The sequence below is a fragment of the Luteimonas colneyensis genome, from assembly GCF_014836665.1.
GTDB classification, from domain to species: Bacteria; Pseudomonadota; Gammaproteobacteria; order Xanthomonadales; family Xanthomonadaceae; genus Luteimonas; species Luteimonas colneyensis.
Window position 1 is genome coordinate 208,411 of record NZ_JACSQJ010000004.1, and the last position, 23,917, is coordinate 232,327.

A 23,917-nucleotide genomic window follows, 5' to 3' on the forward strand; every position below is an offset into this window, starting at 1 on the left:
CGGTCAGCAGTGCTCGCGACCTCGCTGGCCGGGCGGATCCACCTGCACCGTGACATGGTCGATCGCGTAGCGGTCGTGCAGCCAGGCCGACACCAGCGCCGGCAGCCGCAGCGGATCCACGCCGGGCGCCGGGCTCACGTGCACCGTCGCCACGCTGGACTCGTCGGTCAGCGTCCAGGCGTGGAAGTGCCAGGCCTCGGCGATCTCCGGCAGCGACGCCAGCCCCGCCTCCGCCACCCGCGCGTCGACGCCCTGCGGCACCGCCTGCAACAGCACCCGCAGCGACTCCGACACCAGCCCCCAGGCCGAGCGCACCACCAGCAGCGCCACCAACACCGACAGCAGCGGATCGAGCACGGTCCAGCCGGTGAGCATGATCCCCACCGCCGCCGCGATCGCCCCGACGGAGCCCAGCAGGTCGCCGACGACGTGCAGCAGCGCGCCGCGCAGGTTGCCGTCGCCGCGATGGCCGCGCGACAGCACCCACGCGCCCGCCAGGTTCACGCACAGGCCGACCACCGCCACCGCCAGCATCGTCCCGGCCATGACCTCGACCGGCTGGCGCAGGCGCGCCACCGCCTCCCATGCGATCCACGCCACCAGCAGCAGCAGGGCCGCACCGTTGGCCAGCGCCGCGAGCACCCGCACCCGGTGGAAGCCGTAGGTACGCGTCGAATCGGGCGGCCGCCGCGCGATCCGGTACGCCACCAGCGCCAGCAGCAGCGCCGCCGCGTCGGAGACCATGTGCCCCGAGTCCGCGATCAGCGCCAGCGACCCCGACCACCAGCCGCCGATGGCCTGGACGATCGCGTAGCCCGCGGTCAGGACGAAGACGAAGCGCAGCCGGCGCTCGTTGCCGGCGGTGACCGCGGGTGCGTGGGAGTGGGCGTGCGCGTGGGCATCCGCACCATGACCGCCGCGACCATGGTCGTGGTCACCGTCGTGTGCGTGGCCGTGCGCTTCACCGTGTGGATGCTGCGTCATGGGGCGGGTCCTCGGATCGACCAGCATGATCCCTGCCCCGGTGGCCGGGTCAAGCGCCGCGAGGGTGCCGTATCCTCGGCGACGGGGCATGGCCCTGTTGAACCTCCCACGAAAAGGACCTCACGCACGATGAAGACCCTGATGCTGTTCGCGGCGCTGTCCGCCGCCGTGATCACCGGCTGTGCCACGGTGCCTGCGCCATCACCGTCATCCGACGCCCGGGGGTCGTGGATCACGCCGCGCGACGCGATCAACCTCGCGGCCGACGCCGCACCCCGCGGCGTCGAAGGCACCTTCGCCCTGACGGTCAAGGCCACGGGCGCCGAGGGCGGCGAAACTTTCCTGAACTCGGAGCTGGACTACCGCGACCAGCGCAACCTCACCGTCGCGGTGTCGCCCGCGGCGACCCGGCAACTGGCGGAGCGGCTGGGTGAGCATCCGCGTACGGCGCTCATGGGGCGCGACATCCTCGTGCATGGCGCCGCGGTGCGCACCAGGATCGACTTCACCAGCCAGGGCCGCCCCACCGGGAAGTACTACTACCAGACGCACGTCAAGGTCATCGACGCGCGCCAGATCACGATCCGGTAGCCGGTTTCAGGGAGTCCTCCATGCGCGAGATCGGACTCACGATCCTGCTGCTGACGCTCGGCAACGTCTTCATGACGTTCGCCTGGTACGCGCACCTGAAGGAGCTGGGCTCCAAGCCCTGGTTCGTGGCGGCGCTGCTCAGCTGGGGCATCGCCTTCTTCGAATACATGCTGCAGGTGCCAGCCAACCGCATCGGCTACACCGTGCTGTCGCTGGGCCAGCTCAAGATCCTGCAGGAAGTGATCACGCTGGCAGTGTTCGTGCCGTTCGCGGTGTTCTACATGAAGGAGCCGCTGAAGCTGGACTATCTGTGGGCCGGTCTGTGCATCCTGGGCGCGGTGTACTTCGTGTTCCGCGGCGGGACGAACGCCGGGGCCTGAGACCCGCACGTTCACGGGATGAGATGCGGGTGGCTGCTATCGATGCGGCCTGCCCGCCCCGTGTCCCGATCCATGGCAAGCGCGTCCACGTCCATCGTCCGCATTGGCACCGCCGGCTGGTCGATCGCGAGCGCGCACCGCGACCTGTTCGGCCCCGGCGCCAGCCTGCTCGAACGCCATGCGACGCGGTTCGACGCGGCCGAGATCAATTCGTCCTTCTACCGTCCCCACCGCCGCGGGACCTATGCGCGGTGGGCGGACACGGTGCCCGCGCATTTCCGCTTCTCGGCCAAGCTGCCGCGAACGATCACGCACGAGCACCGGCTGCGGGGCGCGCTCCCGCTGCTCGACGACTTCCTGGCGCAGGCCGGTGGCCTTGGCGACCGCCTCGGCTGCCTGCTGGTGCAGCTGCCGCCGTCGCTGGCGTTCGACGCGCGCGTGGCAGGGACGTTCTTCGCAGGCCTGCGCCGCCGCTGGGACGGCGGCGTGGCCTGCGAGCCGCGCCATGCGAGTTGGTTCGCGTCGCGCGTCGACGCGCTGTGGCAGCGCCACGCCGTCGCGCGGGTGGCCGCCGACCCGGCGCCGGTGCCAGGCGCGGGCGAACCCGGCGGCCATGCCGGACTGCGCTACTGGCGTTGGCATGGTTCGCCGCGGATCTACTACAGCGACTACGACGCGGCGGCGCTGGGGGCGCTGGCGGCACGCGTACGCGCGGGCCTGCCGCCGCGCGGCGAGGCCTGGGTCATCTTCGACAACACCGCGCACGGGCATGCGACGCCGAACGCTTCCGATTTCCAGGACCTGGTACGCGCATGAGGCGGAAGCCTCGGCGTCCGGCCCCGTGCCCGCCTGCGCCCGCCCTTCCGCCCCGACCTTCAGCGCACCGATCCACCGATCGCCGATCGACCCGTCAGCCACTCAGCCGGGCGCCTTCACCACCACCCACGTCGGCGCATGGTCGCTGGCCTTCTCCTGCAGCCGCACCCAGCGGTCGACGCCGGCCTCCTTCAGCCCCTTCGCCAGCACCGGGTTGAGCAGCAGGTGGTCGATGCGCAGGCCGCGATCGCGCTCGGCGTGCTGGCGGAAATAGTCCCAGAACGTGTACGGCCGCTCCTCGCCGAAGGTCTCCAGCAGCGCATCCGTCCAGCCCTGGGCCAGCAGGGCCTCGTAGCGCTCACGCACTTCGGGCTGGAACAGCGCGTCCTTGCGCCAGGCCTTCGGGTCGTAGACATCGGACTCGTGCGGGATCACGTTGAAGTCGCCGATCATCGCGACCGGATGCGGCAGGTCGACCAGGCTCTCCGCATGCCGGTGCAGCCGCCGCATCCAGGCCAGTTTGTAGTCGTACTTCGGCCCCGGAACGGGATTGCCGTTGGGCAGGTAGATCGCGGCGACGACGATGCCGTGGATCGCCGCCTCCAGGTAGCGGCTCTGGGTGTCCTTCGCGTCGCCGGGCAGGCCGCGCCGGCTCTCCACCGGCACGGTGTCGCGGCCCAGCAGCGCGACGCCATTCCACGAACGCTGTCCGTGCCAGAGCGCGCCGTAACCGGCAGCTTCGAGCGCGTCGGCCGGAAACGCCTCGTCCAGCGCCTTCAGCTCCTGCAGAGCGACAATGTCAGGCGCTTCCTTTTCCAGCCACGCCAGCAGGTGCGGCAGCCGCGTGCCGATGCCGTTGACGTTGAAGGTCGCGAGTTTCAGCGTCTTCCTGCGGGCCACCGGCGCCTCCACGCGATGCGGAGCGCACGACCGTAGCGCCGCCGCGATGGCGGGTCCGTGAAGCGGCGGGCGCCGGCGGTCGGAGGCGGGTTCACGCCAGTGCCATCCCGCGGGCGCCAGGATCGCTGCACCATTCCTCGTGGAGCGACCGATGGCCGCCAAGCCCGAGCCGCGCGGGATCCCGGGGCAAGCGCCCCACCCGGCCCGCGACCCGATTCCCGACCGGCCGATCGATCCGGTCCCGGACCAGCCCATTGACCCCGTGCCCGACCAGCCGAAGGATCCCGTCCCCGACCGCCCGGTCGACCCGGATCCCGAGCGTCCTTCCGAACCGGTCCTGCCGCCGCGCGACCGCGGCATGCCCGTGCAGGAGCCGCCGCAGGACGCTCAGAAGCCGTAGCGCAGGAAACCCCCGTCCACCGCGATGCATTCGCCGGTGACGTAGCCCGACGCCGGCAGGCACAGGAAGGCCACCGCGGCCGCCACTTCCTCCGGCTCGCCGATGCGCCCCATCGGCGTGCGCAGCAGCACGTCGTCGAGGTAGTCGGGATCGGCCAGCGCCGGCGAGGTGCGGCGGGTGCGGATGTACCAGGGCGCGACGCAGTTCACGCGCACGCCGTCCTCGGCCCACTCGACCGCGAGGTTGCGCGTCATCTGGTGCAGCGCGGCCTTGCTCATGCCGTAGGGCGCGCCGGTGCGCACGTGGGTGGCGCCGGAGACGCTGCCGACGTTGACGATGCAGCTGGCCGCGTGCTGCGCCAGCAGCGGGTGCGCATAGCGGCTGAGCTCGAATGCGCTGAACAGGTTGACCTCGAAGATCTCGCGCCACTCGTCCTCGGTGTAGTCGACGGCCGCCTTGCTCAGGTTGCCGCCGGCGTTGTTGACCAGGATATGCAGGCCCTCGCCCTGGTCCTCGACCCAGTCCAGCAGTTCGCGGCGCTGCTCGTCGTCGGCGACGTCGGCGATCAGCGCGCGCACGTCGCCGTCGGGATGCTCGTCGAGCAGCTCCTCGCGCGCGGCCTCGAGCGCGTCGCCGTCGCGCGCGGCGATCAGCACGCGCGCGCCGAAGCCCAGCAGCTCGGAGGCGATCGCGCGGCCGATGCCGGCGCTGCCGCCGGTCACCAGCGCAAGCTGTCCGTCCAGCCGCCAGCGCGAGCGGTCGGCGCCGCTCACGGCATGCAGAAGCAGTGGGCGACCGCCTTCACCGGGTGGCCGCCGCGGGACATGGCCTGCTCGATGAAGCGCAGGTCGCCGGCGACGCCGGGCAGCGCCTGCAGCAGCAGACCGTTGGCGAGTCCGCTGCGCGCAAGCAGCGCCGCGCCGGCTCGGGTCTCGGCCATGCCGGCGACGAAGTTCTCGAACGGCGTCAGCGGCTTCTCGATGTACTTCACGCCCCAGGCGTCCGCCTCGCCCAGCTCCGCCCGCGAGGCGGCGTTGGCCAGCGCGTCGCGCAGGCCGCCGAACTCGTCCACCAGGCCGCGCTCCTTCGCCTGCGCGCCGCTCCAGACGCGGCCGCGGGCCACGCTGTCGATCTCCTCGACGCTGCGCCCGCGCGCGGCGGCGACCTTGCCGGTGAAGTCGCGGTAGCCCTTGTCGATCACGCTCTGGATCACCGCGCCCACCTCGGGCTGCAGCGGCCGCGTCGGATCGAACGCGCCTGCGAACGACGTGGTGCCGACGCCGTCGGTGCGCACGCCGATCTTCTCCAGGGTGCGCGGGATGGTCGGGAACATGCCGAAGATGCCGATCGAGCCGGTGATGGTCGACGGGTCGGCGTAGATCGCGTCGGCGTCCATGCTGATCCAGTAGCCGCCGGACGCGGCCAGGTCGCCCATCGAGGCCACCACCGGCTTGCCGGCGGCCTTCAGCGCCACGATCTCGCGGCGGATCTGCTCGGAGGCGAAGACCTCGCCGCCGGGCGAGTCGACGCGCAGCACCACCGCCTTGACCTCGTCGTCCTCGCGCGCGGCGCGCAGCAGGGCCGAGGTCGACTCGCCGCCGACGCTGCCCGGGTTCTGCTCGCCGCCCATGATCTGGCCTTCGGCCACGACCACCGCGACCTGCGGCCGGGTGTCGGCGGCCGCCACCGGACTGGTGACGTGCTTGAGGTAGGCGTCGTATGCGATCTCGCGCACGCCGCTGTCGCTGTCCTCGTCGGCCTCGCCGCGTTCGGCCAGCATCACCTGCACCTCCTCCAGGGTCTTCAGGCCGTCGACCAGCTTCTGGTCGAGCGCGAGCTGCGCGAGGTCGCCGCCAGCGGCCTCCACGCCGGCCGGCAGGCCTTCCACCGCGGCCGACAGCGCGCCGGCGTCGAGGCCGCGCGCGGTCGCGATGTCGCCCACGAAGCGCTGCCAGATGTCGTTCATCCAGTAGAGGTCGGCTTCCTTGGCCTCGGGCGAGGCGGCGTCGAGCACGTAGGGCTCGGCCGCGGACTTGTACTCGCCGACCTTGAACAGGTGGATGTCGACGCCGAGCTTGTCCTGCAGGCCTTCGCGGTAGTACTGGCGGTAGCGGCCGATGCCTTCCAGCACCAGCCCGCCGTAGGGATCCATGTAGACCTCGTCGGCCTGCGCCGCGAGCAGGTACTGCGCCTGGCCGAAATAGTCGCCGTAGGCGATCACTTCCTTGCCCGCCTCGCGCAGCGCGCCGATGGCGTCCGCCAGTTCGCGCATCGAGGCGTAGCCGGAGAAGGCCATGCGGTCGGTGCGCAGCAGCACGCGCTCGATGCGCTTGTCGTCGGCCGCCTTTTCGATCACGCGCAGCAGGTCGCGCAGGCGCACCTCGGGCGTGTCCTGGCCGCTGAGCTTGCCGAAGGCCCGGCTGACCGGATCGACGCTGAACTGCTCGACCAGCGCGCCCTCCGGCGCGATTACCAGCGTGGTGCGCTCGAGCAGCGGCTTGGCGCGCTCGGCGCTGAAGATCGCCACCAGCACGACCACCAGCAGCAGCAGGAACAGCAGGTTGAACACCAGGCGTCGGGTGAAGTTCAGGGCATCCCAGGCACCGACGACCACGCGGGCGATGGGGCCGCGGCGGCGCGGGGCGTTGCGGGGGGATTCGGACATGTGACAACCAGGGGCGGAGGATGCGATGCCGCAGTATCACCGCTGGCGCCGAGCGCCGTCACCCGCCTTTGGTCACTGCGCCGTCCGGGGCAGGTGGCCGCTGGTGCGCAGGAAACGCGCCGCCATCAGCACCGCGGCGACCACCAGGCCGGCGATCAGCCCGATCCACATCCCGCGCGGCCCCATGTCCAGCCCCAGCCCCAGCCAGGCGCCGGTGGCCATGCCCACCGCCCAGTAGGCGAAGGCGGCCAGCAGCATCGGCACGCGCGTGTCCTTGAGCCCGCGCAGCGCGCCGGCCGACAGCACCTGCACGCCGTCGGGGAACTGGAAGGCGGCTGCGAACAGCAGCAGCGAGGCGGCCAACGTCGCGACCGCGGCGTCCGCGGTGTAGATGGCCGCGATCGCGTCGTGGCCGAGCACCAGCACCAGCGCCGACACCGCCTGGGTGCCCAGCACCAGGGCCAGGCCGGCGTACGTCGCCCGGCGCACGCCGTCGCGGCCGCCGCCTGCCCCCATCGCATGGCCGACGCGCACCGTGGTCGCCTCCGCCAGGCCGAAGGGGACCATGAAGCAGAGGCTGGCGACGTTGATCGCGATCTGGTGCGCGGCGGCCTCGACCTGGCCGAGCCGGCCGATCAGCAGCGCGGTGACGATGAACAGCCCACCCTCCATGGCCACGGTCACGCCGATCGGCAGGCCGGTGCGCAGCAGGTCGCGGATCGGCGCCCGGCGCGGCGGCTCGAAGCGCGCGAACAGGCCCAGCGGCGCGAAGCGCTTCGAACAGGCGAGATACGTTGCGAAGCCCAGCGCCTGCGCCCACATCATCAGCGCCGAGGCCAGGCCCAGCCCGCCCGCGCCCATTTCGGGCAGTCCGAAGCGGCCAAAGGCGAAGGCATAGCCCAGCGGCACCAGCAGCAGCAGGCCGCCGAAGCCGAACAGCATCGTCGGCAGGGTCCAGTGCAGGCCGTCGCTGAGGTAGCGCATGGCGTAGTAGAGCGTCAGCGCCGGCACGCCCCAGCGGATGCCGTGCAGGAAAGCGCGCGCGCCGGGGCGGATGTCCTCGGCAATGCCCATCGGCGCCAGCGCCGCGGTCGCCACGCTCAGCAGCGCGAACAGCAGCAGGCCGAGGCCCAGCGCCAGCCACAGCGACTGCCGGAACAGGGGCGCGATTTCATGGCGACGGCCGGAGCCGTCGAGCTGCGAGACCGAGGGCGGCAGCGCCATCAGCGTGCCCATCGGGATCATCATGGGCAGCCAGAACATGGCCGTGCCGACCGACACAGCGGCCAGGGTCGCGGTGCCGTGGCGGCCGGCGATGACGCTGTCGACGAAACCGATCAGACCGGTGGCGACATGGCCGGCGACCAGCGGCGCGGCCAGGATCGCGGTGGCGCGCATTTCGCCGCGGAAGCGCGCGGGGTGGCTCGATGGAGACATGCGGGAGGCTGCGGTCAGGGCCCGCTGGCGCCGGGCGGCGGGGCGACCTGGCGCCGCAGCCAGCGACCGCGCTGCGGGGCCGGCGTGGCCAGCAGCTCCACGCGCAGCCCGGCGCGCGCCTGCGGCGGCGTGCGCGCGGCCAGCACCGCGAGGTCGTCGCGGGCCTGGGGATCGAGGCCGCGCAGGGCATCGAGCACCGCCGCGCGCGCATCCTCCGGCACCTGTGCGACCAGCGCGTGCAGGCGGGGGTAGTCGCTCCCCAGGTCGGGTCCGAGCAGCCAGCCATGGCGGACGCTGGCGTCCAGAGCGTCGAATCTCGCCCGCAGCGCGGCCTGCTCGTCCGCGGGCAGGGCGTCGAAGCGCGCCGCCGCGCCGCGAAGCGCCGCGCGTTCGGGCGCGGCGAGGTCGCGCCAGGCGAGCCAGCGCTCGCGGCGCTCGCCGCGTTCGGCGTAGGACAGCGCGTCCCAGCGGTCGCGCTGGCGGGCGAGGTCGCTTCGGGCCGCCGCATCGAGATCGGCCAGGCGCTGGTCGGTCGGCCGGGCGGCGGCGGCATCCGCCCGGCTGGCGGCCGCCGGCACGGGCACTGGCGGCGCCGGCGTCGTGGCATCGCCCGCCGTCGCGTCGCCACTGTCTTCGGCCATGCCCTCGGCCAGCAGCCAGGCATGGAAGGCGGGATCAGCGGCCGCGGCCTCCGCATCGGCGGCGTCCAGCAGCAGCGCCAGGTCGGGATGCAGGGCCAGGGCATCGTCGTCGCCATAGCGGCCGGCCGGCGCTTCGGCCTCTGGCAGCGGCTCGGCCAGGATGTGGCCAGGCGCCTCGTCCAGGCCCGCGGGCAGGCGGTCGAGCGGCAGGAAGGTCAGGCCCAGCGCAAGCGCGGTGAGCAGCACGACCAGCCCCAGCGCCAGGCGCAGGCCGCGGCCCGCGGGGCGGCGCGCCGCGGTCGTCGCCGGGGCCGCTTCGACCCGGTCCAGCCGCACCGGCTCGGCCCCCGCGGCCGGCTGTTCGGGCGGCAGCTCGCGGACCAGTTCCTGCGCGGCGCGGCCCAGCGCTTCCCAGGCCTCGACGTCGGCGCTGCCGTCGGCGCGGTGCGGCAGCGCGCGCTGCAGGCCCAGGCGATAGGTCGGACGCGCGATCCCGAGCACGGTGGCGGCGTCCGACTCGGCGAGTCCCGCCACCAGCCGCAGCAGCAGGGCCGCCCGCGGCCCATGGCCGATGCCCGCCAGCCATTCGAAGCCCGGTGCCCAGCGCGGGTCGGCCGGGGGCCGGCGCAGCGCCGGCGCGGCGAGCAGCAGCGCCCAGAAGTGCCGCGGCCAGTCACCGAAGCCGACCCGGCCGGCCTCGCGCCGGAACCGCTCCAGCGCCCAGTCCAGCGCCGCCGCACCGGTGCCGCGGGAGCCCGCGAGCAGCCAGGCGAACACCAGCCCGCGGCGCTCCACCCCACGGAGGAAGGCACCAAGCGCGGTGGACGCCGGGGCGTCGGAAGGGTCGGCGGGGCGTCGGGGCGTCATGGAAGGGCGGGCACAGGCAGGGCGCCATCATAGCGGTCGCGGACACACGCACCGGGCTTGACGGAACGCACAGTTCGCGTTCCATGGCCTTCCCGCGCCCATCCGCGGCCGGCGAAGGTTGTTCACAGCGGTCATGCGGATGTCATGGATCCACGGTTCACGCTGGCGTGGAGCAATGCTTCACTCATGTTTCACGAGCAAGTCCTTGAAAACACTGGAAATACGGTGTTTGGTCATTTTTTAGCCAAAGCGGCGGAAGGGCCGCTTTCACGGGCCTTGCGGCATGTCCCGGCGCGGCCATGCACAGACTTATCCACAGATCGTGTGGATAAGCTGAATATCCTTTCAGGTCCGTGACTTGCAGACGAATCGTAGTTTGCAAGGCAGCTTTGGGCTGCAACCGACGCAAGTGGGTCCACGGCGACTCGCTAGACTCTCCCGATGCCCGTTCCCGTCCTGAAGATCGCCCTGCCGCTGCCCCTGCCGCGGCTGTTCGACTACCGCGCGCCCGCGGGCGTCGGGGCGGTGCCCGGGGACGTCGGCCGACGCGTGCGGGTGCCGTTCGGGCCACGGGAACTGGTCGGCGTGGTGGCCGCCACCGGCCCGGCCGACGGCGAGGCGCCCGCCCTGCGCGAGGCGCTGGCCTGGCTTGACCCGGAGCCCCTGCTCCACGGCGAGCTCCTGGCCAGCGCGCAGTGGCTTGCCCGCTACCTGCACGCACCGCTGGGCGAGGTGCTGTCCACCGCCCTGCCCGCGGCGCTGCGCCGCGGCGAGCCCGTGCCGGATACGGCCGTCCATGCCTGGGTGCTGACTGCTGCCGGCCAGGGCGCGGTCGACGGCCTGCGCCAGGGAGGCCGCCCCCGCCGCCTGGCCGAGTCGATCCGCGGTGCCGCCGTCTCCGAGGACCTGCTGGATGACCTGGTCGAGGGCTGGCGGCCGGCGGCGCGCAGCCTGGAGGCCCGCGGCCTTGCGCAGCGCGTCGTGCTCGACGGCCCCGCGCAGGCCGGCGGGGCACCGGCGTTGATGGGCCATGCGCCCAACGCCGAGCAGGCCGCGGCACTCGAGGCGCTGCGCACCGCCGAGGGCTTCGCCCCGGTACTGCTCGAGGGCGTCACCGGCAGCGGCAAGACCGAGGTCTACCTGCAGGCGATCGCCGGGCGCTGCCTGGCGCAGGGCCTCCAGGCCCTGGTGCTGGTGCCGGAGATCGGCCTCACGCCGCAGATGCTGGCGCGCTTCCGCGCGCGCCTGGGCGTGCCGGTGCACGCGCTGCATTCGGGCCTGTCCGACGGCGAGCGCGCGCGCAGCTGGGCCGCGGCCTGGCGCGGCGAGGCGCAGGTGATCGTGGGCACGCGCTCGGCGGTGTTCGCGCCGCTGCCGCGGCCCGGCCTGATCGTGGTCGACGAGGAGCACGACGGCAGCTACAAGCAGCAGGACGGCATCCGCTACCACGCGCGCGACGTCGCCCTGGTGCGGGCCCGTGCGCTCGGCGTCCCGGTGGTCCTGGGCAGCGCGACGCCATCGCTGGAGACGCTGCACAACGCGCGCGCCGGCCGCTACGCCCACCTGCAGCTGCGCAGCCGTGCCGGCGACGCCAAGCCGCCGCGCGTGCGCGTGCACGACGTGCGCAAGCGGCCGCTGCAGGCGGGGCTGTCGGAAGAACTGCTCGTGGCCGTGCGCACCGCGCTGGACGGCGGCGGCCAGGTGCTGGTGTTCAAGAACCGCCGCGGCTATGCGCCGGTGCTGCTCTGCCATGACTGCGGCTGGAGCGCGGCCTGCCCGCGCTGCAGCACCGCCGAACATCCCGTGCCGATGACCGTGCACGCCGGCGGCCGCCGCCTGCAGTGCCACCACTGCGGCTCGCGGCGGCCGGTGCCGATGGCCTGCCCCGACTGCGCCAGCCTCGCCCTGCAGCCGCAGGGCGTGGGCACCGAGCGCATCGAGGAGCTGCTGGCCGCGCGCTTCGGCGACGTGCCGGTGCTGCGCATCGACAGCGCCAGCACGCGCCGCCGCGACGGCCTCGCGCGCGAACTGGCGAAGCTCGGCGACGGCCCGGGCATCCTCGTCGGCACGCAGATGCTGGCCAAGGGCCACGACCTGCCCAAGCTGGTGCTGGTGTGCGTGGTCGGCATCGACGAGGGCCTGTTCTCGGCCGACTTCCGCGCCAGCGAGAAGCTGGCCCAGCTGCTGATCCAGGTGTCCGGCCGCGCCGGCCGCGCCGCGCGGCCGGGCGAGGTGCTGCTGCAGACCCACCACCCGGAGCACCCGCTGCTGCAGGTGCTGGTCGGCGGCGGCTACCGCGCCTTCGCCGACGCCGAGCTCGGCCAGCGCGAGGCGGCCGGCTTCCCGCCGTTCGCGCACATGGCCATGCTGCGTGCGGAAGCGCAGCAGGCCGGCCAGCCCGAGGCCTTCCTGCAGGCCGCGGCCGCGGCCTGCGTGGCCGCCCGCGACCGGCTGCCCGCGGCACAGGCGCGCGCGCTGATGGTGTCGGGACCGGTCCCCGCGCCGATGCCGCGCCGCGCCGGCATGCACCGCGCGCAGCTCGTGCTGTCATCGCCCGGCCGGCCGGGCCTGCATGCGGTGCTTGGCGCCGTCATCGCCGGCCTGCACGCGCTGCCCGAAGCCAGGCGCGTGCGCTGGTCGCTGGACGTGGATCCGGTGGACCTCTACTGACTCACTCAGTCGCCGGCCACCGGCTTCGACCTGGACGGCCGGGACGTGGACGCGCGCCTGGCAGGTTTCGCCGTCTTCGCCACCTTGCCGCCGTCAGTCGCCGGGCTGGCGGCCTCGGGCTTCGGCTTCGCGTCCGGCGACTGCCGGCGACCGCGGCCGCGCCGGCTGCGCACCTCGATCACCTGCCCCTGCCGGCGCACTTCGAACAGGCCGATGGCCTCGATCAGGTCGCTGAGCTTGCGGTAGCCATGGTTGCGCGAGTCGAACGAGCCCTGGTTGCCGATGTGGCTGCCGACCGCGCCCAGCTTCGACCAGCCGTCCTCGCCCTGGGTGGCGTCGATCGCGCCGCGCAGCAGGCGCACGAGGTCGGCGTCGTGCTGCAGCTGCGCCGGCGACGGCGCATCGGCCGGCGCGCTGTCGTCGTCGCCGTCCGGCTCGCCCAGCTTCTCGAGGTACAGGAAGGTCGAACACGCGCGCACAAAGGGCTGCGGCGTCTTCTCCTGGCCGAAGCCATAGACCGCCACGCCGTCGTTGCGCAGGCGCATCACCAGCGGGGTGAAGTCGGCGTCGGACGAGACGATGGCGAAGCCATCGAGGTTGCCCGCGTACAGCAGGTCCATGGCGTCGATCACCATCGCCATGTCGGACGCGTTCTTGCCGCTGGTGTAGGCGAACTGCTGGATCGGCCGGATCGCCCAGGTGTGCAGGCACTTCTCCCAGCCCACCAGGTGCTGGCTTTTCCAGTTGCCATAGGCGCGGCGCACGTTGGCGACGCCGTGCCGCGCGATTTCGGCGAGGATCACCTCGATCTTCGACGCCGGGGCGTTGTCGGCGTCGATCAGCAGGGCGATGCGCTTCTCGGTGTCGGCCATGCGGCTGGATCCTTCCGGGCGCCGCGTCGGCGCGATGCGCGCACAATAGCGCAGCGTTCGGATACCTTGTGCACGGCAGGCCGGCCACCGCGGCACGTGCCCAGGCCAGCACTTCCGCATTCCCATATCCGGCAGCCCGCAACGCATGATCGAGATCGCCAGCACCAACGTCCTCGTCGCGCTGCTGGTCACCACGGCGGCCGGCCTGGCCACCGGCGTCGGCGGCCTGCTGGTGTTCACCCAGAAGCAGCCCAATGCGCGCCTGCTCGCCTTCGGCCTCGCCTTCGCCGGCGGCGCGATGGTCTACGTCTCGCTGTCGGAGATCCTCAACAAGTCGATCGCTTCCTTCAGCCAGGGCTATGGCGACCGCATGGGCTTCAGCCTCGGCACGTTTGCCTTCCTGTGCGGCGTCGGCCTGATCATGCTGGTCGACCGCCTGGTGCCCAACCCGCACGAGCGGCTGGAGGTCGACGACCCCTTCTTCCGCGAGCACAACGCCGCCTACATCAAGCGCGTCGGCCTGCTGACCGCCCTGGCGATCACCGTGCACAACTTCCCCGAGGGCCTGGCCACGTTCTTCGCCACGCTCGAGAACCCCGGCGTCGGCATGCCGCTGGCCTTCGCCATCGCCATCCACAACGTGCCCGAAGGCATCGCGATCGCGGTGCCGGTGTACTTCGCCACCCACAACAAGGCCTATGCCTTCGGCGCCTGCCTGCTGTCGGGCCTGGCCGAACCGCTCGGCGCGATCATCGGCTATGCGCTGCTGCGGCCGTGGATGTCGGACGCGGTGTTCGGCAGCGTCTTCGGCATCATCGCGGGGGTGATGGTGTTCCTGGCCCTGGACGAACTGCTGCCGGCGGCCAAGCGCTACGCGCGCGGGCACGAGACCGTCTACGGGCTGGTCAGCGGCATGGGCGTGCTCGCCGTCAGCCTGGTGCTGTTCAAGTGGTGAACAGCGCTGACGCCCGCGCGCGGCCGCTCCCGGAATAAAGAAGAACGGCCCGGTCTCCCGGGCCGTCCGCCGTCGCGCGCAGCGCGCGATCAGGCCGCGAACAGCGCCTTCATCTTCTTCAGCGCATTGGCCTCGACCTGGCGGATGCGCTCGGCCGAGACGCCGTACTCGTCGGCCAACTCCTGCAGCGTGACCTTGCTGTCGGGATCGAGCCAGCGGCGCTGGACGATGTCGCGCGAGCGCGCATCCAGGCTGGCCAGTCCCTCGCGCAGCAGTTCGAGCTGGCTGGACGCGCTGTCCTCGCGCTCGTAGGCCTGCGAGGGATCTTCGTCGCGCGAGACGAGATAGGCGGCGGGCGCCGGCGGCGCGCGCTCGTCGTCATCGTCGGCCGACATGTCGAAGCCGATGTCGCGACCGGACAGTCGCGACTCCATCTCCAGCACCTCGCGCTCGGACACATTGAGGTCGGCGGCCACCGCGCGCACTTCCTCGGCGTTGAGCCAGCCCAGGCGCTTCTTGCTCTTGCGCAGGTTGAAGAACAGCTTGCGCTGCGCCTTGGTGGTCGCGACCTTGACGATCCGCCAGTTGCGGATGATGTACTCGTGCATCTCGGCGCGGATCCAGTGCACCGCGAACGAGACCAGGCGCACGCCGACGTCGGGGTCGAAGCGCTTGACCGCCTTCATCAGGCCGATGTTGCCTTCCTGGATCAGGTCGCCCAGGGGCAGGCCGTAGCCGTTGTAGCCACGGGCGACGTGGACCACGAAGCGCAGGTGCGACATCACCAGTTCTCGCGCCGCACCCAGGTCGTCGGACTCGTGGAAGCGGCGGGCCAGTGCCTGCTCCTCCTCCACCGAGAGCACGGGGATCTGGTGCACGGCACCGATATAGGCATCCAGCGAACCGATCGCGCTGGGCACCGGGAGGTTGTTGGCGACGAGGGGATAGGTGTGGGTGCTTGCAGTCATGTCGATGATTCTAGCAGTGGCCCCGTGAGACCGAGGGCAGGCCGGGAAGTTCCGTAATGTTCCATTAATGAAACAAGCAAGGAAAACCAGTCGCCAGAATTCTACAGAAGACCAGCCCCACGACGTCCTCGCCGCTCGAGCGCCCAGCGATACAGAGCAAGGTCGCCGACATGGTGGCGTTCGATCCGGGCCCGCAGTCCCGGATCGACCGGATAGTCCTCGCCTCCGCGCTCCGCGTTCACCAGCGCGGTCGACGCGACCGCCTCGCCGCCGATGCGCGGAGCCAGCCAGCCCAGGTCCTCGTCGTAGTGCTCGGTGATGCCGATGAAGTCGAAGCGCTCCGGATCCACCCCCCACAGGTACTGCCGGTAGACGTTGCGCATCTCGGGGCCCAGCGCGAAGCGCTCGAACGACCAGCGCTCGCGCAGCATCCGGTTGCGCAGCGGCTGGGCGGGATCGCGGCCGTCGTAGTCGCGCAGCCAGAACGCGTAGTGCGAGGCCAGGCGCTGCACCGGCTCGCGCATCCAGGTGATCCACAGCGCAGGGCGCGCGCCCAGCGCGACCCGGTACTTCAACGCCAGGAAATGACCGTGGATGCAGGTGGCCTCCGGCAGCCGCCCGCGCAAGGCCAGGCCCGCCCGCAGCGCGTGCCGGCGACGCGTCCAGGCACCGTGCTGCATCGGCAGGTCGGCGTAGTCGTCGCGGTAGCCGGCGCCATGGGCGGCGCGCAGCGTGTCGGAAAAGCTGGTCCCCGCGGTCTTCGGCAGGTGGAGCGATATGAGAAGCGGTGGCCGGCTCACTGCGGCTCCAGCCCCGACAGCGGCGGCAGCGACCAGTCGACCGGGCCGCCTCCGCGGCGGGCCAGGTAATCGTTGGCGGCGGAGAAGTGCCCGCAGCCCAGGAAACCACGGTGCGCGGACAGCGGCGAGGGATGGGTGCTGCGCAGCACGCGATGGCGCTGCGGGTCGATCACCTTGCCCTTGGCCTGGGCATAGCTGCCCCAGAGCATGAAGACCAGGCCCTCGCGCTCGCGGTTGAGCACCTCGACGACGTGGTCGGTGAAGCCCTCCCAGCCCTTGCCCTGGTGCGAGCCGGCGCGGCCTTCCTCCACGGTCAGCACCGCGTTGAGCAACAGCACCCCGCGCCGCGCCCAGGGCAGCAGGCAGCCATGGTCGGGGCGGGCGATGCCGAGGTCGCGCTGGATCTCCTTGAAGATGTTGTCCAGCGAGGGCGGCACGCGCACGCCCGGGCGCACCGAGAAGCTCAGCCCGTGCGCCTGCCCCGCACCGTGGTAGGGATCCTGGCCAAGGACCACGACGCGCACCTGCTCGAACGGCGTGGCATCGAAGGCGGCGAAGATGTCCGGGCCGGGCGGGAAGATCCGCGCGCCTGCGGCCTGGCGCGCGCGCAGGAAGGCCGACAGCGCCTGCATGTCCTCGCGCTCGAACCAGTCCCCGACCCTGGCCTTCCAGGACGCCTCCATGCGGACCCGGCCCGCCGCACCGCTCACGCGCCGGCGCCCCCGGGCTCCGCCAGGCGCGACAGCCGCAGCTGGAACAGCGCCTTGGTCACCAGCAGCCGCTCCTCGATCGGCTTGAGCACCAGGTCGTTGGCGCCGTTGCGCAGCAGCGCGGCCTGGTTGGCGGGATTGGCGTCGCCGGTCATCACCAGCACCGGCAGGCGGCGCTTGGACCAGCCGAATTCCCCGCGGACGGCCTGCACCAGGTCGCCGCCGTCGAGTTCGCCCTTGAGGTAGACGTCGGTCAGCACGAGGTCGACGCCCGGCCCTTCGCCGGCGGCGATGCGTTCGCGCAGGAAATCCAGCGCCGCCTCCACGCTGGTCACGTGCATCACCTCCATCTGCTGCGCCTTGAGCATGCGCGAGGTGGCGAGCGCGACGGTGCGGCTGTCCTCGACGTAGAGCACGCGCGCACCGGGGATCGGCGCCGGCTGCACGTAGCCGCGGATGAACTCGGCCAGCGCGCGATGGCCGTGCGACTTGTCGAAGTAGTCGGTGACGTCGTCGCTGAAGTGGCGGCCTTCGAGATGTTCCTGCGCGGTCCCGGAGATCACGATCACCGGCACGTAGCGCTGGCCGGCGGTCGCGCGCACGGCCTGGGCCAGCTGCTGGCCGTCGCCGTCGGGCAGCACCAGCGACGTGGTGGCGAGGTCGATGGGCGCGGCGGCCAGGGCGGCATGGGCTTCGGCCAGCCCGGAGCAGGCGACGATGTCGGCGCCCGGAAGCTGCGCCCTGAGCACGTCCACGATCAGCTTGCGCACCAGGCGCGAGCCGTCGGCGACCATGATGCGCGGCGCGGCGCCCTCGAGGTGCCGGATGTCGGTCGACCCGGACACGCTCAGGTCTCCGTGGGCCGCGTCTGGCGCAGGAAGTGCCCGGTGACCGCGCCGGCGCCGAGCCAGCCGAGCACGGTGGCGCCGGCGATCACCGCCAGCGCCTGGCGCGGCGGGAAGCCCTGCAGCGCGAAGCTGCTGCCGTAGCTCGCGGCCAGCTCGGCCAGCGGCGCCCGCAGCGCGGCCCCGGCGGCGGTCAGCAGGGCCAGCGCGAGCGCGCCGGCGCCCAGCCCGTACCAGGCGCCGAGGTAGAGGAAGGGGCGGCGGATGAAGCCGTCGCTGGCGCCGAGCAGCTGCAGCACGCCCAGCTCCTCGCGCCGAGACTGGATGTCCAGGCGCACGGTGTTGCCGACCACCAGCAGCGCGCCCAGGCCCAGCAGCGCCGCCAGCACCCAGGCCACGCGGCCGCCGAAGCGCAGCCAGCCGTCCAGGCGCTGGCGCCAGACCGCGTCGTGCTGCACCAGCTCCGCTTCGGGCAGGGTGCGCAGCGAGTCGGCCAACAGGGCCTCGTCGCCGGCCGGGGTCACCACCAGCACGTGCGGCAGAGGGTTCTCGCCCAGCGCATCGATGGCCTCGTCGAGGCCGCTGCGCTCGCGCAGCTCCTCCAGGCCCTGCGCCGGCGTGCGGTGCTCGACGTCGCCGATGTCGGCGCGCGCACGCAGCTCGTCCACGAGTCCGGCGACGCGGGCCTCGTCGGTGGCCTGGTGCAGGAAGACGGTGAGCTGGCGGGACGCCTGCACGTCGCCGGCGAAGCGCTCGACGTTCGACAGCACCAGCCACAGGCCCAGCGGCAGCGCCAGCGCCACCGCCATCACGCCGATGGTGAGCACGGTCGACCACGGCCGGCGGAACAGGCGGCCGAGGCTCGCCACGACGCTGTAGGCGTGGTGGTCGATCCAGGCACCCGGTCGGGAACGCGACGCCGGCCTGGCGCGTGCGATGGGCTCATTCATCGGCCAGGTCCTCCGGCGCGATGTCGTCGGCCAGCTGGCCATGGTCGAGCACCAGCACGCGCTTGCGCATGCGCTTGACCAGGCCGAGGTCGTGGCTGGCCACGAGCACGCTGGTGCCCTGTTCGGGCAGCGAGGCGAACAGCGCCATGATCTCGGCGGCCAGCGTGGGGTCGAGGTTGCCGGTGGGCTCGTCCGCCACCAGCAGGCGCGGCTCGGCGACGACCGCGCGGGCGATGCCGACGCGCTGCTGCTCGCCGGCCGACAGCGCGCCCGGCAGGGCGTTGCCGCGCGCGCCCAGGCCAAGCCGCTCGAGCACCGGGCGCACGCGTCGCCCGGCCTCGCCGCGGCGCATGCCGCGCAGCACCAGCGGCAGCGCCACGTTGTCGTGCACGCTGCGGTCGGCCAGCAGGCGGTGGTCCTGGTAGACCACGCCGACCTCGCGGCGGTGCATCGCCACGCGACTGCCGCGGACCTTGAGCAGGTTGCGCTCGCCGAACAGCACCGCCCCGCGGTTGGGGCGCTCGGACAGGTGGATCAGCCTCAGCAGCGTGCTCTTGCCGGCCCCGGAATGGCCGGTGACGAAGAGCATCTCGCCGGCATCGACGCTGAAGCTTACGTCCTGCAGCGCGACGTGCCCGCCCGGATACTGCTTGCAGACGTTGTCGAAGCGCAGGACCGGCGGCATCGCAAGGCTCGTGTCAGGGAGAGGCGTGAGTATCGCCCGGTAGGGACGATCGAACCAGACGCGCGCCTGGTCCGCGCCCGGGAGGACAGCAGCGGACTGCGATGGCCGCCACGGCGCTTCACGCATGGGCCTCCGCCGCTCCAGCGGCGGTGGCCATGCCCGTGCCGGTCAGTGCTGCGAACGCGGCGCGCGGGTGACCAGCTTGCGCAGGCCCTGGCCGATGCGACCGAGCAGCGACGACGACTTCTCCTGCGCGGGCGCGGCCGGCTGGGCCGCAGGCTGCGGCTTCGGCGCACGGGGTTCACGCGGGGGGCGGGGCGCACGCGGCTGCCCGCCGGCTTCGGCGGGCGGCTGCTGGCCGTCCTGCGCCGGCTGGCCTTCGCCGTTGACGCGACGGCCGCCGCGGCGGCGGCGGCGCTTGCGCGGCGCACGCTCGCCCTCGGCGCCGGACGCCGCGGGCGCACTGCCCGGGGACAGAGCCGCACCGTCGGTGGTGTTGCCGGCAACGGTCACGGAAGAGGCGCCTGCACCGGCAATCGTGCCGTCGACAGTCGTGCCGTCGACGATGGCGCGGTCCGCACCCTCGCTCCTCGGTGCACGCGGCTTGCGCGGACCGCGCTCGCGGCGGGCTTCGCCGGAGCCTTCGCCCCGCGGGCCGTGCGACCGGCCACCGCCACCCTCGCGGCGGCCACCGCCACGGCGGGCCTCGTCGGCGGCGCGCTGCTCGCGTGCCTCGCGGAAGATCTCGCTGACGCTCTCGCCCTCGGCGGCCTCCAGCTCCACGCCTTCGCGCGGCTTGCGCGGCAGCGCGGTCAGGAGTTCCGGCGTCACCGGCTCGGACGGGATCTTCTGCTCGATGTAGGCCTCGATGTCGGGCAGGCCGATGGCGTAGCGCTCGCAGGCGAAGCTGATCGCGTCGCCCTCCTCGCCCAAGCGCGCCGTGCGGCCGATGCGGTGCACGTAGTCCTCGGCATCGAACGGCAGGTCGTAGTTGTAGACGTACTTCACGCCGTCGATATGCAGCCCGCGGGCGGCGACGTCGGTGGCGACCAGGATCTCGAGCTGGCCGGCCTGGAACTTCTTCAGCAGGCTCTCGCGCTTCTTCTGCGGGACATCACCCGACAGCACGCCGACGCGGTAGCCGGCGCGCTCCAGCGCGCGCGCCACGCGCTCGACGAACACCTTGGTGTTCACGAACACCATGGTGCGCGCGCCCTCGCCGCGGGACAGCAGGCCCAGTAGCAACGGCAGCTTCTCTTCGTCGGACGGGTAATAGAGCTTCTGGCGCACGCGCGCGGCGGTGATGGTCTCGGTCTCGACCACCATCTTCTGCGGCTCGTTCATGTGCTCGTAGGCGAGCTCCAGCACGCGGTGGCTCAACGTGGCCGAGAACAGCAGGGTCTGGCGTTCGGTGCGCACCGGCATGCGGCGCAGCAGGAAGCGGATGTCCTTGATGAAGCCGAGGTCGAACATGCGATCGGCCTCGTCCAGCACGCAGATCTCGCAGGCGTGCAGGCTCACCACCTTGTGCTGCTTGACGTAGTCGATCAGCCGGCCCGGCGTGGCGATGATGACGTCGACGCCTTCCTGCAGCAGCTGGCGCTGCTTGTCGTAGTCGACGCCGCCGTAGACCAGGGCGAAGCGCAGGCCGAGTTCCGGGCCGAACTTGATCGCATCCTTGTGGATCTGGATGGCGAGCTCGCGGGTGGGCGCCAGGATGAGCGCGCGCGGGTCCTCGGGCTTGCGGTCGGACAGCGCGGGCCGGGTCAGCAGGCGGTTCATCACTGCGACCAGGAAGGCCAGGGTCTTGCCGGTGCCGGTCTGGGCCTGGCCGGCGACGTCGCCGCCGGGGAGCGCGACCGGAAGCGTCAGCGCCTGGATCGGCGTGAGCCGGGTGAAGCCCGCGGTCTCGAGGCCGGCCTGCAGGCGCGGATGGAGGTCGAAGGAAGAGAAGGTGACGTCGGTAAGTGGTTTGTCGGTCATTCGTCGGAAGTCTGCGCGGCGTGGCGCGCTTGCGTGGAAGGCGGCAGCCAAGCAGACTGCCGTGGAGGATGTCGCGGCGGCCAGCCCCCCTTCGAAACTGACCCCCTCCGACGGGGCAGCCCCTTGAAACGGCCGCGAATCGCCCAAGTTTACCAGTTACCGCGGCCGCCGACCGCCCCGCCCGCCGGGGCCCGGGCCGGCCGCCCCACGCAGGAGACCCCCGTGAGCCAAGCCGTCATCAACGCCAGCGACGCCGATTTCGACGCCACCGTCCTCGCCTCCAGCGAACCGGTGCTGGTCGATTTCTGGGCGCCTTGGTGCGGCCCGTGCAGGATGATCGCCCCCGCCCTGGACGAACTGGCCGGCGAATACGCCGGACGCGCCAAGGTGGTGAAGATCGACATCGACCAGAACCGCGCCACCGCCCTGAAGTACCACGTGCGCTCGATCCCGATGCTGCTGCTGTTCAAGGACGGCCAGGTCCAGGCCACCCAGATCGGCGCCGTCGGCAAGCCCGTCCTGGCGCAGATGATCGACAAGGCCCTCTGAGGCCGTCCGGGACGCCGGCACCCAGTCGGTCTCCCGTGCATCCGCCGCGGCGGCGTGTCCGGGTCCGCGCGCTCCACAAGGAGGCGCCGACCCGGCCACCCCGGCCATGCAGCCGTCGTCACGCCACGTCCTGCAGGATCGCCATGCTTGCCGCGGCCCGCCGGGAGTGCTAGTTTTCAGTGATACCCCGGCGCGCGTCTGCGGCGCCGCACCTTCTGCAACACTCCTTCAGCCCATTCGCATGCCGCCCGCACAGGGCGCTCGCAGCTAGCGAGGTTCCGCACTTGTCAGACCATCCTTCCGATTCCGGCAATCCTTCCGATTCCGGCGAACCCGCCGTGAAGCGCGTGCGCAAGCCGCGCGCGCCCAAGGCTGCCGACACCTCGTCCGAAGCGGCCACGGCCGCACCGCCGGCGGCCGAAGCCGCGGCGCCGAAGCCGGCCCCGAAGCCGGTGCAGGCCGAGCTCCCGGTCGAAGCCCCGAAGGCGCCGGCCGCCGACGCACCGGCCGCGGCCGCCCCTGCGGCATCGCCGCAGCAGCAGGCGGGCCACGCCGACCAGCACGATGGCGGCGACCGCCAGCAGGGTGGCCAGGACAACGGCCACCGCCAGCAGGGCGGCCAGCAGCACCAGCACGGCCAGCAGCAGGGCCAGGGCAACCGCCGCGAGCGCTTCAAGAACCGCCGCGACCGCCAGCGCGACCGCGGCGGCCGCGATGACGGCCTGCCGACCGAGAACAACGACCAGGCCAACCGCCTGCCGCCGCCGAACATCCCCGAAGGTTTCCCGCAGTACTCGCTGTCGGACCTGAAGCGGATGCCGGCGCAGAAGCTGCTCGACATCGCCGAGCAGCTGAACATCCACGAAGGCGTGGCCCGCGCCCGCAAGCAGGACGTGATCTTCGCCCTGCTCAAGGTGCTGACCCGCCACGGCGAGGGCGTCGTCGCCGACGGCGTGCTCGAGATCCTGCCGGACGGCTTCGGCTTCCTGCGCGCGGCCGAGGCCAGCTACCTGGCCGGCCCGGACGACACCTACATCTCGCCCAGCCAGATCCGCCGCTTCAACCTGCGCACCGGCGACCACCTGTCCGGCCGCATCCGCTGGCCCAAGGACGGCGAGCGCTACTTCGCGCTCAACGTGGTCGACACCATCAACGGCGAGCCGCTGGAAGCCTCGAAGAACAAGGTCCTGTTCGAGAACCTGACGCCGCTGTTCCCGCGCAAGAAGTTCAAGCTCGAGCGCGGCGACGGGTCCAGCGAGGACATCGCCGGCCGCATCCTCGACCTGATGGCCCCGCAGGGCAAGGGCCAACGCTCGCTGATCGTGTCGCCGCCCAAGGCCGGCAAGACGATCATGATGCAGCAGATCGCCAGCGCGATTACCTACAACCATCCCGACGTGCACCTGATCGTGCTGCTCATCGACGAGCGGCCCGAGGAAGTCACCGAGATGCAGCGCACCGTGCGCGGCGAGGTGATCAGCTCGACCTTCGACGAGCCGGCCGCGCGCCACGTGCAGGTCGCCGAGATGGTGATCGAGCGCGCCAAGCGCCTGGTCGAGCACAAGAAGGACGTGGTGATCCTGCTCGACTCGATCACCCGCCTGGCCCGCGCCTACAACAACGTGGTGCCGAGCTCGGGCAAGGTGCTGACCGGCGGCGTCGACGCCAACGCGATGCACCGGCCGAAGCGCTTCTTCGGCGCCGCGCGCAACGTGGAGGAAGGCGGCAGCCTGACGATCATCGCCACTGCGCTGGTCGACACCGGCAGCGCGATGGACAAGGTGATCTACGAGGAGTTCAAGGGCACCGGCAACTCGGAAGTGCACCTGGACCGCCGCATCACCGAGAAGCGCGTCTACCCGGCGATCAACGTCAACCAGTCCGGCACCCGCCGCGAGGACCTGCTGATCGAGCCGGAGCTGCTGCAGAAGATCTGGATCCTGCGCAAGCTGCTGCATCCGATGGACGAGCTGGCGGCGATGGAGTTCCTGCTCGACAAGATGAAAACCACGAAGTCCAACGACGAGTTCTTCGCCTCGATGCGGCGCTGACCCGCCCGGGTCGCCGTACGGAAAGCCCCGCACCTGCGGGGCTTTTTATTGGTTCTTCGCCCAATCGGGGGGGATGGTCGCGTTGGTGTTGTTCGGGCTGCGGCGGCCCGGCGCGGACGCAGGGGGGATGCCCAGCCGGAATCTGCGCTGTCCTGCTTCCACTTCCGGCCGCCGGCCATCCATGGCCGGCTCTGGGCA

General features: G+C 72.1%; 22 protein-coding genes. 8 read left to right on the forward strand and 14 right to left on the reverse strand.

Annotated features, from left to right (window positions below):
- Positions 1 to 3: 3 nt before the first annotated feature.
- Entirely contained in the window at positions 4 to 984 is a 981-nt protein-coding gene (locus tag H9645_RS09405; RefSeq protein WP_191729435.1) for a cation diffusion facilitator family transporter, read from the reverse strand.
- Between the two features lie 129 nt (positions 985 to 1,113).
- Here H9645_RS09405 and H9645_RS09410 point away from each other — a divergent pair, with 129 nt between their 5' ends.
- From H9645_RS09410 to H9645_RS09420, 3 genes are read left to right on the forward strand one after another with little or no spacing between them, the layout of a single operon-like run.
- Positions 1,114 to 1,575, forward strand: coding sequence for a hypothetical protein (locus H9645_RS09410; protein ID WP_191729436.1), 462 nt, complete (start codon positions 1,114 to 1,116; stop codon positions 1,573 to 1,575).
- Positions 1,576 to 1,595: 20 nt separating this feature from the next.
- Positions 1,596 to 1,955 (forward strand): DMT family protein, encoded by a 360-nt coding sequence (locus tag H9645_RS09415; RefSeq protein WP_191729437.1) that lies wholly within the window; start codon positions 1,596 to 1,598, stop codon positions 1,953 to 1,955.
- A gap of 42 nt (positions 1,956 to 1,997) precedes the next feature.
- A complete protein-coding gene (locus H9645_RS09420; protein WP_191729438.1) occupies positions 1,998 to 2,771 on the forward strand; it encodes a DUF72 domain-containing protein in 774 nt (257 codons plus the stop codon).
- Positions 2,772 to 2,873: 102 nt separating this feature from the next.
- Here H9645_RS09420 and xth read toward each other — a convergent pair whose 3' ends face one another.
- Positions 2,874 to 3,671, reverse strand: coding sequence for an exodeoxyribonuclease III (xth, locus tag H9645_RS09425; RefSeq protein WP_229823175.1), 798 nt, complete (start codon positions 3,669 to 3,671; stop codon positions 2,874 to 2,876).
- Between the two features lie 151 nt (positions 3,672 to 3,822).
- On the opposite strand from xth, the gene H9645_RS09430 reads away from it, so the two are divergent.
- Positions 3,823 to 4,071 carry a hypothetical protein gene (locus H9645_RS09430; RefSeq protein WP_191729474.1) on the forward strand — a complete coding sequence of 83 codons (249 nt, stop codon included), beginning with the start codon at positions 3,823 to 3,825 and terminating at the stop codon, positions 4,069 to 4,071.
- Here H9645_RS09430 and H9645_RS09435 read toward each other — a convergent pair.
- The 4 genes from H9645_RS09435 to H9645_RS09450 all read right to left on the reverse strand — a co-directional run bounded on the left by H9645_RS09435 (position 4,059) and on the right by H9645_RS09450 (position 9,681).
- Positions 4,059 to 4,844, reverse strand: coding sequence for an SDR family oxidoreductase (locus tag H9645_RS09435; protein WP_191729440.1), 786 nt, complete (start codon positions 4,842 to 4,844; stop codon positions 4,059 to 4,061). The genes H9645_RS09430 and H9645_RS09435 overlap by 13 nt on opposite strands.
- The gene (gene sppA, locus H9645_RS09440; protein WP_191729441.1) at positions 4,841 to 6,736 is read right to left on the reverse strand and encodes a signal peptide peptidase SppA; all 1,896 of its coding nucleotides are present in this window, start codon (positions 6,734 to 6,736) and stop codon (positions 4,841 to 4,843) included. The genes H9645_RS09435 and sppA overlap by 4 nt, the downstream gene beginning before the upstream one ends.
- A gap of 72 nt (positions 6,737 to 6,808) precedes the next feature.
- On the reverse strand, positions 6,809 to 8,173 hold the full coding sequence (locus H9645_RS09445) for an MATE family efflux transporter (protein ID WP_191729442.1): 1,365 nt from the start codon (positions 8,171 to 8,173) through the stop codon (positions 6,809 to 6,811).
- Positions 8,174 to 8,187: 14 nt separating this feature from the next.
- On the reverse strand, positions 8,188 to 9,681 hold the full coding sequence (locus H9645_RS09450) for a DUF3106 domain-containing protein (protein ID WP_191729443.1): 1,494 nt from the start codon (positions 9,679 to 9,681) through the stop codon (positions 8,188 to 8,190).
- A gap of 441 nt (positions 9,682 to 10,122) precedes the next feature.
- On the opposite strand from H9645_RS09450, the gene H9645_RS09455 reads away from it, so the two are divergent.
- Complete coding sequence (locus H9645_RS09455; RefSeq protein ID WP_191729444.1) at positions 10,123 to 12,351, forward strand: primosomal protein N'; 2,229 nt, start codon at positions 10,123 to 10,125, stop codon at positions 12,349 to 12,351.
- A gap of 5 nt (positions 12,352 to 12,356) precedes the next feature.
- Here H9645_RS09455 and H9645_RS09460 read toward each other — a convergent pair whose 3' ends face one another.
- Positions 12,357 to 13,223 (reverse strand): NYN domain-containing protein, encoded by an 867-nt coding sequence (locus tag H9645_RS09460; RefSeq protein WP_191729445.1) that lies wholly within the window; start codon positions 13,221 to 13,223, stop codon positions 12,357 to 12,359.
- Between the two features lie 145 nt (positions 13,224 to 13,368).
- Between H9645_RS09460 and zupT the strand changes: the two genes are divergently transcribed.
- Positions 13,369 to 14,178 (forward strand): zinc transporter ZupT, encoded by an 810-nt coding sequence (zupT, locus tag H9645_RS09465; protein ID WP_191729446.1) that lies wholly within the window; start codon positions 13,369 to 13,371, stop codon positions 14,176 to 14,178.
- Between the two features lie 89 nt (positions 14,179 to 14,267).
- On the opposite strand, the gene rpoH is transcribed toward zupT, so the two are convergent.
- From rpoH to rhlB, 7 genes are all read right to left on the reverse strand, one after another.
- Positions 14,268 to 15,146 carry an RNA polymerase sigma factor RpoH gene (gene rpoH, locus H9645_RS09470; RefSeq protein ID WP_191729447.1) on the reverse strand — a complete coding sequence of 293 codons (879 nt, stop codon included), beginning with the start codon at positions 15,144 to 15,146 and terminating at the stop codon, positions 14,268 to 14,270.
- A 101-nt stretch (positions 15,147 to 15,247) separates the two neighbouring features.
- A complete protein-coding gene (locus H9645_RS09475) occupies positions 15,248 to 15,946 on the reverse strand; it encodes a hypothetical protein (protein WP_191729448.1) in 699 nt (232 codons plus the stop codon).
- Complete coding sequence (gene ung / locus H9645_RS09480; RefSeq protein ID WP_189496467.1) at positions 15,943 to 16,629, reverse strand: uracil-DNA glycosylase; 687 nt, start codon at positions 16,627 to 16,629, stop codon at positions 15,943 to 15,945. Before ung ends, H9645_RS09475 begins: the two co-directional genes overlap by 4 nt.
- 23 nt (positions 16,630 to 16,652) lie before the next feature.
- A complete protein-coding gene (locus tag H9645_RS09485) occupies positions 16,653 to 17,450 on the reverse strand; it encodes a response regulator (RefSeq protein ID WP_191729473.1) in 798 nt (265 codons plus the stop codon).
- 53 nt (positions 17,451 to 17,503) lie between these two features.
- Entirely contained in the window at positions 17,504 to 18,451 is a 948-nt protein-coding gene (gene ftsX, locus H9645_RS09490; RefSeq protein ID WP_191729450.1) for a permease-like cell division protein FtsX, read from the reverse strand.
- On the reverse strand, positions 18,444 to 19,136 hold the full coding sequence (gene ftsE, locus H9645_RS09495; RefSeq protein ID WP_191729451.1) for a cell division ATP-binding protein FtsE: 693 nt from the start codon (positions 19,134 to 19,136) through the stop codon (positions 18,444 to 18,446). Before ftsE ends, ftsX begins: the two co-directional genes overlap by 8 nt.
- A gap of 168 nt (positions 19,137 to 19,304) precedes the next feature.
- Entirely contained in the window at positions 19,305 to 21,119 is a 1,815-nt protein-coding gene (gene rhlB / locus H9645_RS09500) for an ATP-dependent RNA helicase RhlB (RefSeq protein WP_191729452.1), read from the reverse strand.
- 222 nt (positions 21,120 to 21,341) lie between these two features.
- On the opposite strand from rhlB, the gene trxA reads away from it, so the two are divergent.
- Both trxA and rho read left to right on the forward strand, forming a co-directional pair.
- Positions 21,342 to 21,668 carry a thioredoxin gene (gene trxA, locus H9645_RS14215; RefSeq protein ID WP_318240526.1) on the forward strand — a complete coding sequence of 109 codons (327 nt, stop codon included), beginning with the start codon at positions 21,342 to 21,344 and terminating at the stop codon, positions 21,666 to 21,668.
- A 284-nt stretch (positions 21,669 to 21,952) separates the two neighbouring features.
- Positions 21,953 to 23,719 carry a transcription termination factor Rho gene (rho, locus tag H9645_RS09510; RefSeq protein WP_191729454.1) on the forward strand — a complete coding sequence of 589 codons (1,767 nt, stop codon included), beginning with the start codon at positions 21,953 to 21,955 and terminating at the stop codon, positions 23,717 to 23,719.
- Positions 23,720 to 23,917: the final 198 nt, after the last annotated feature.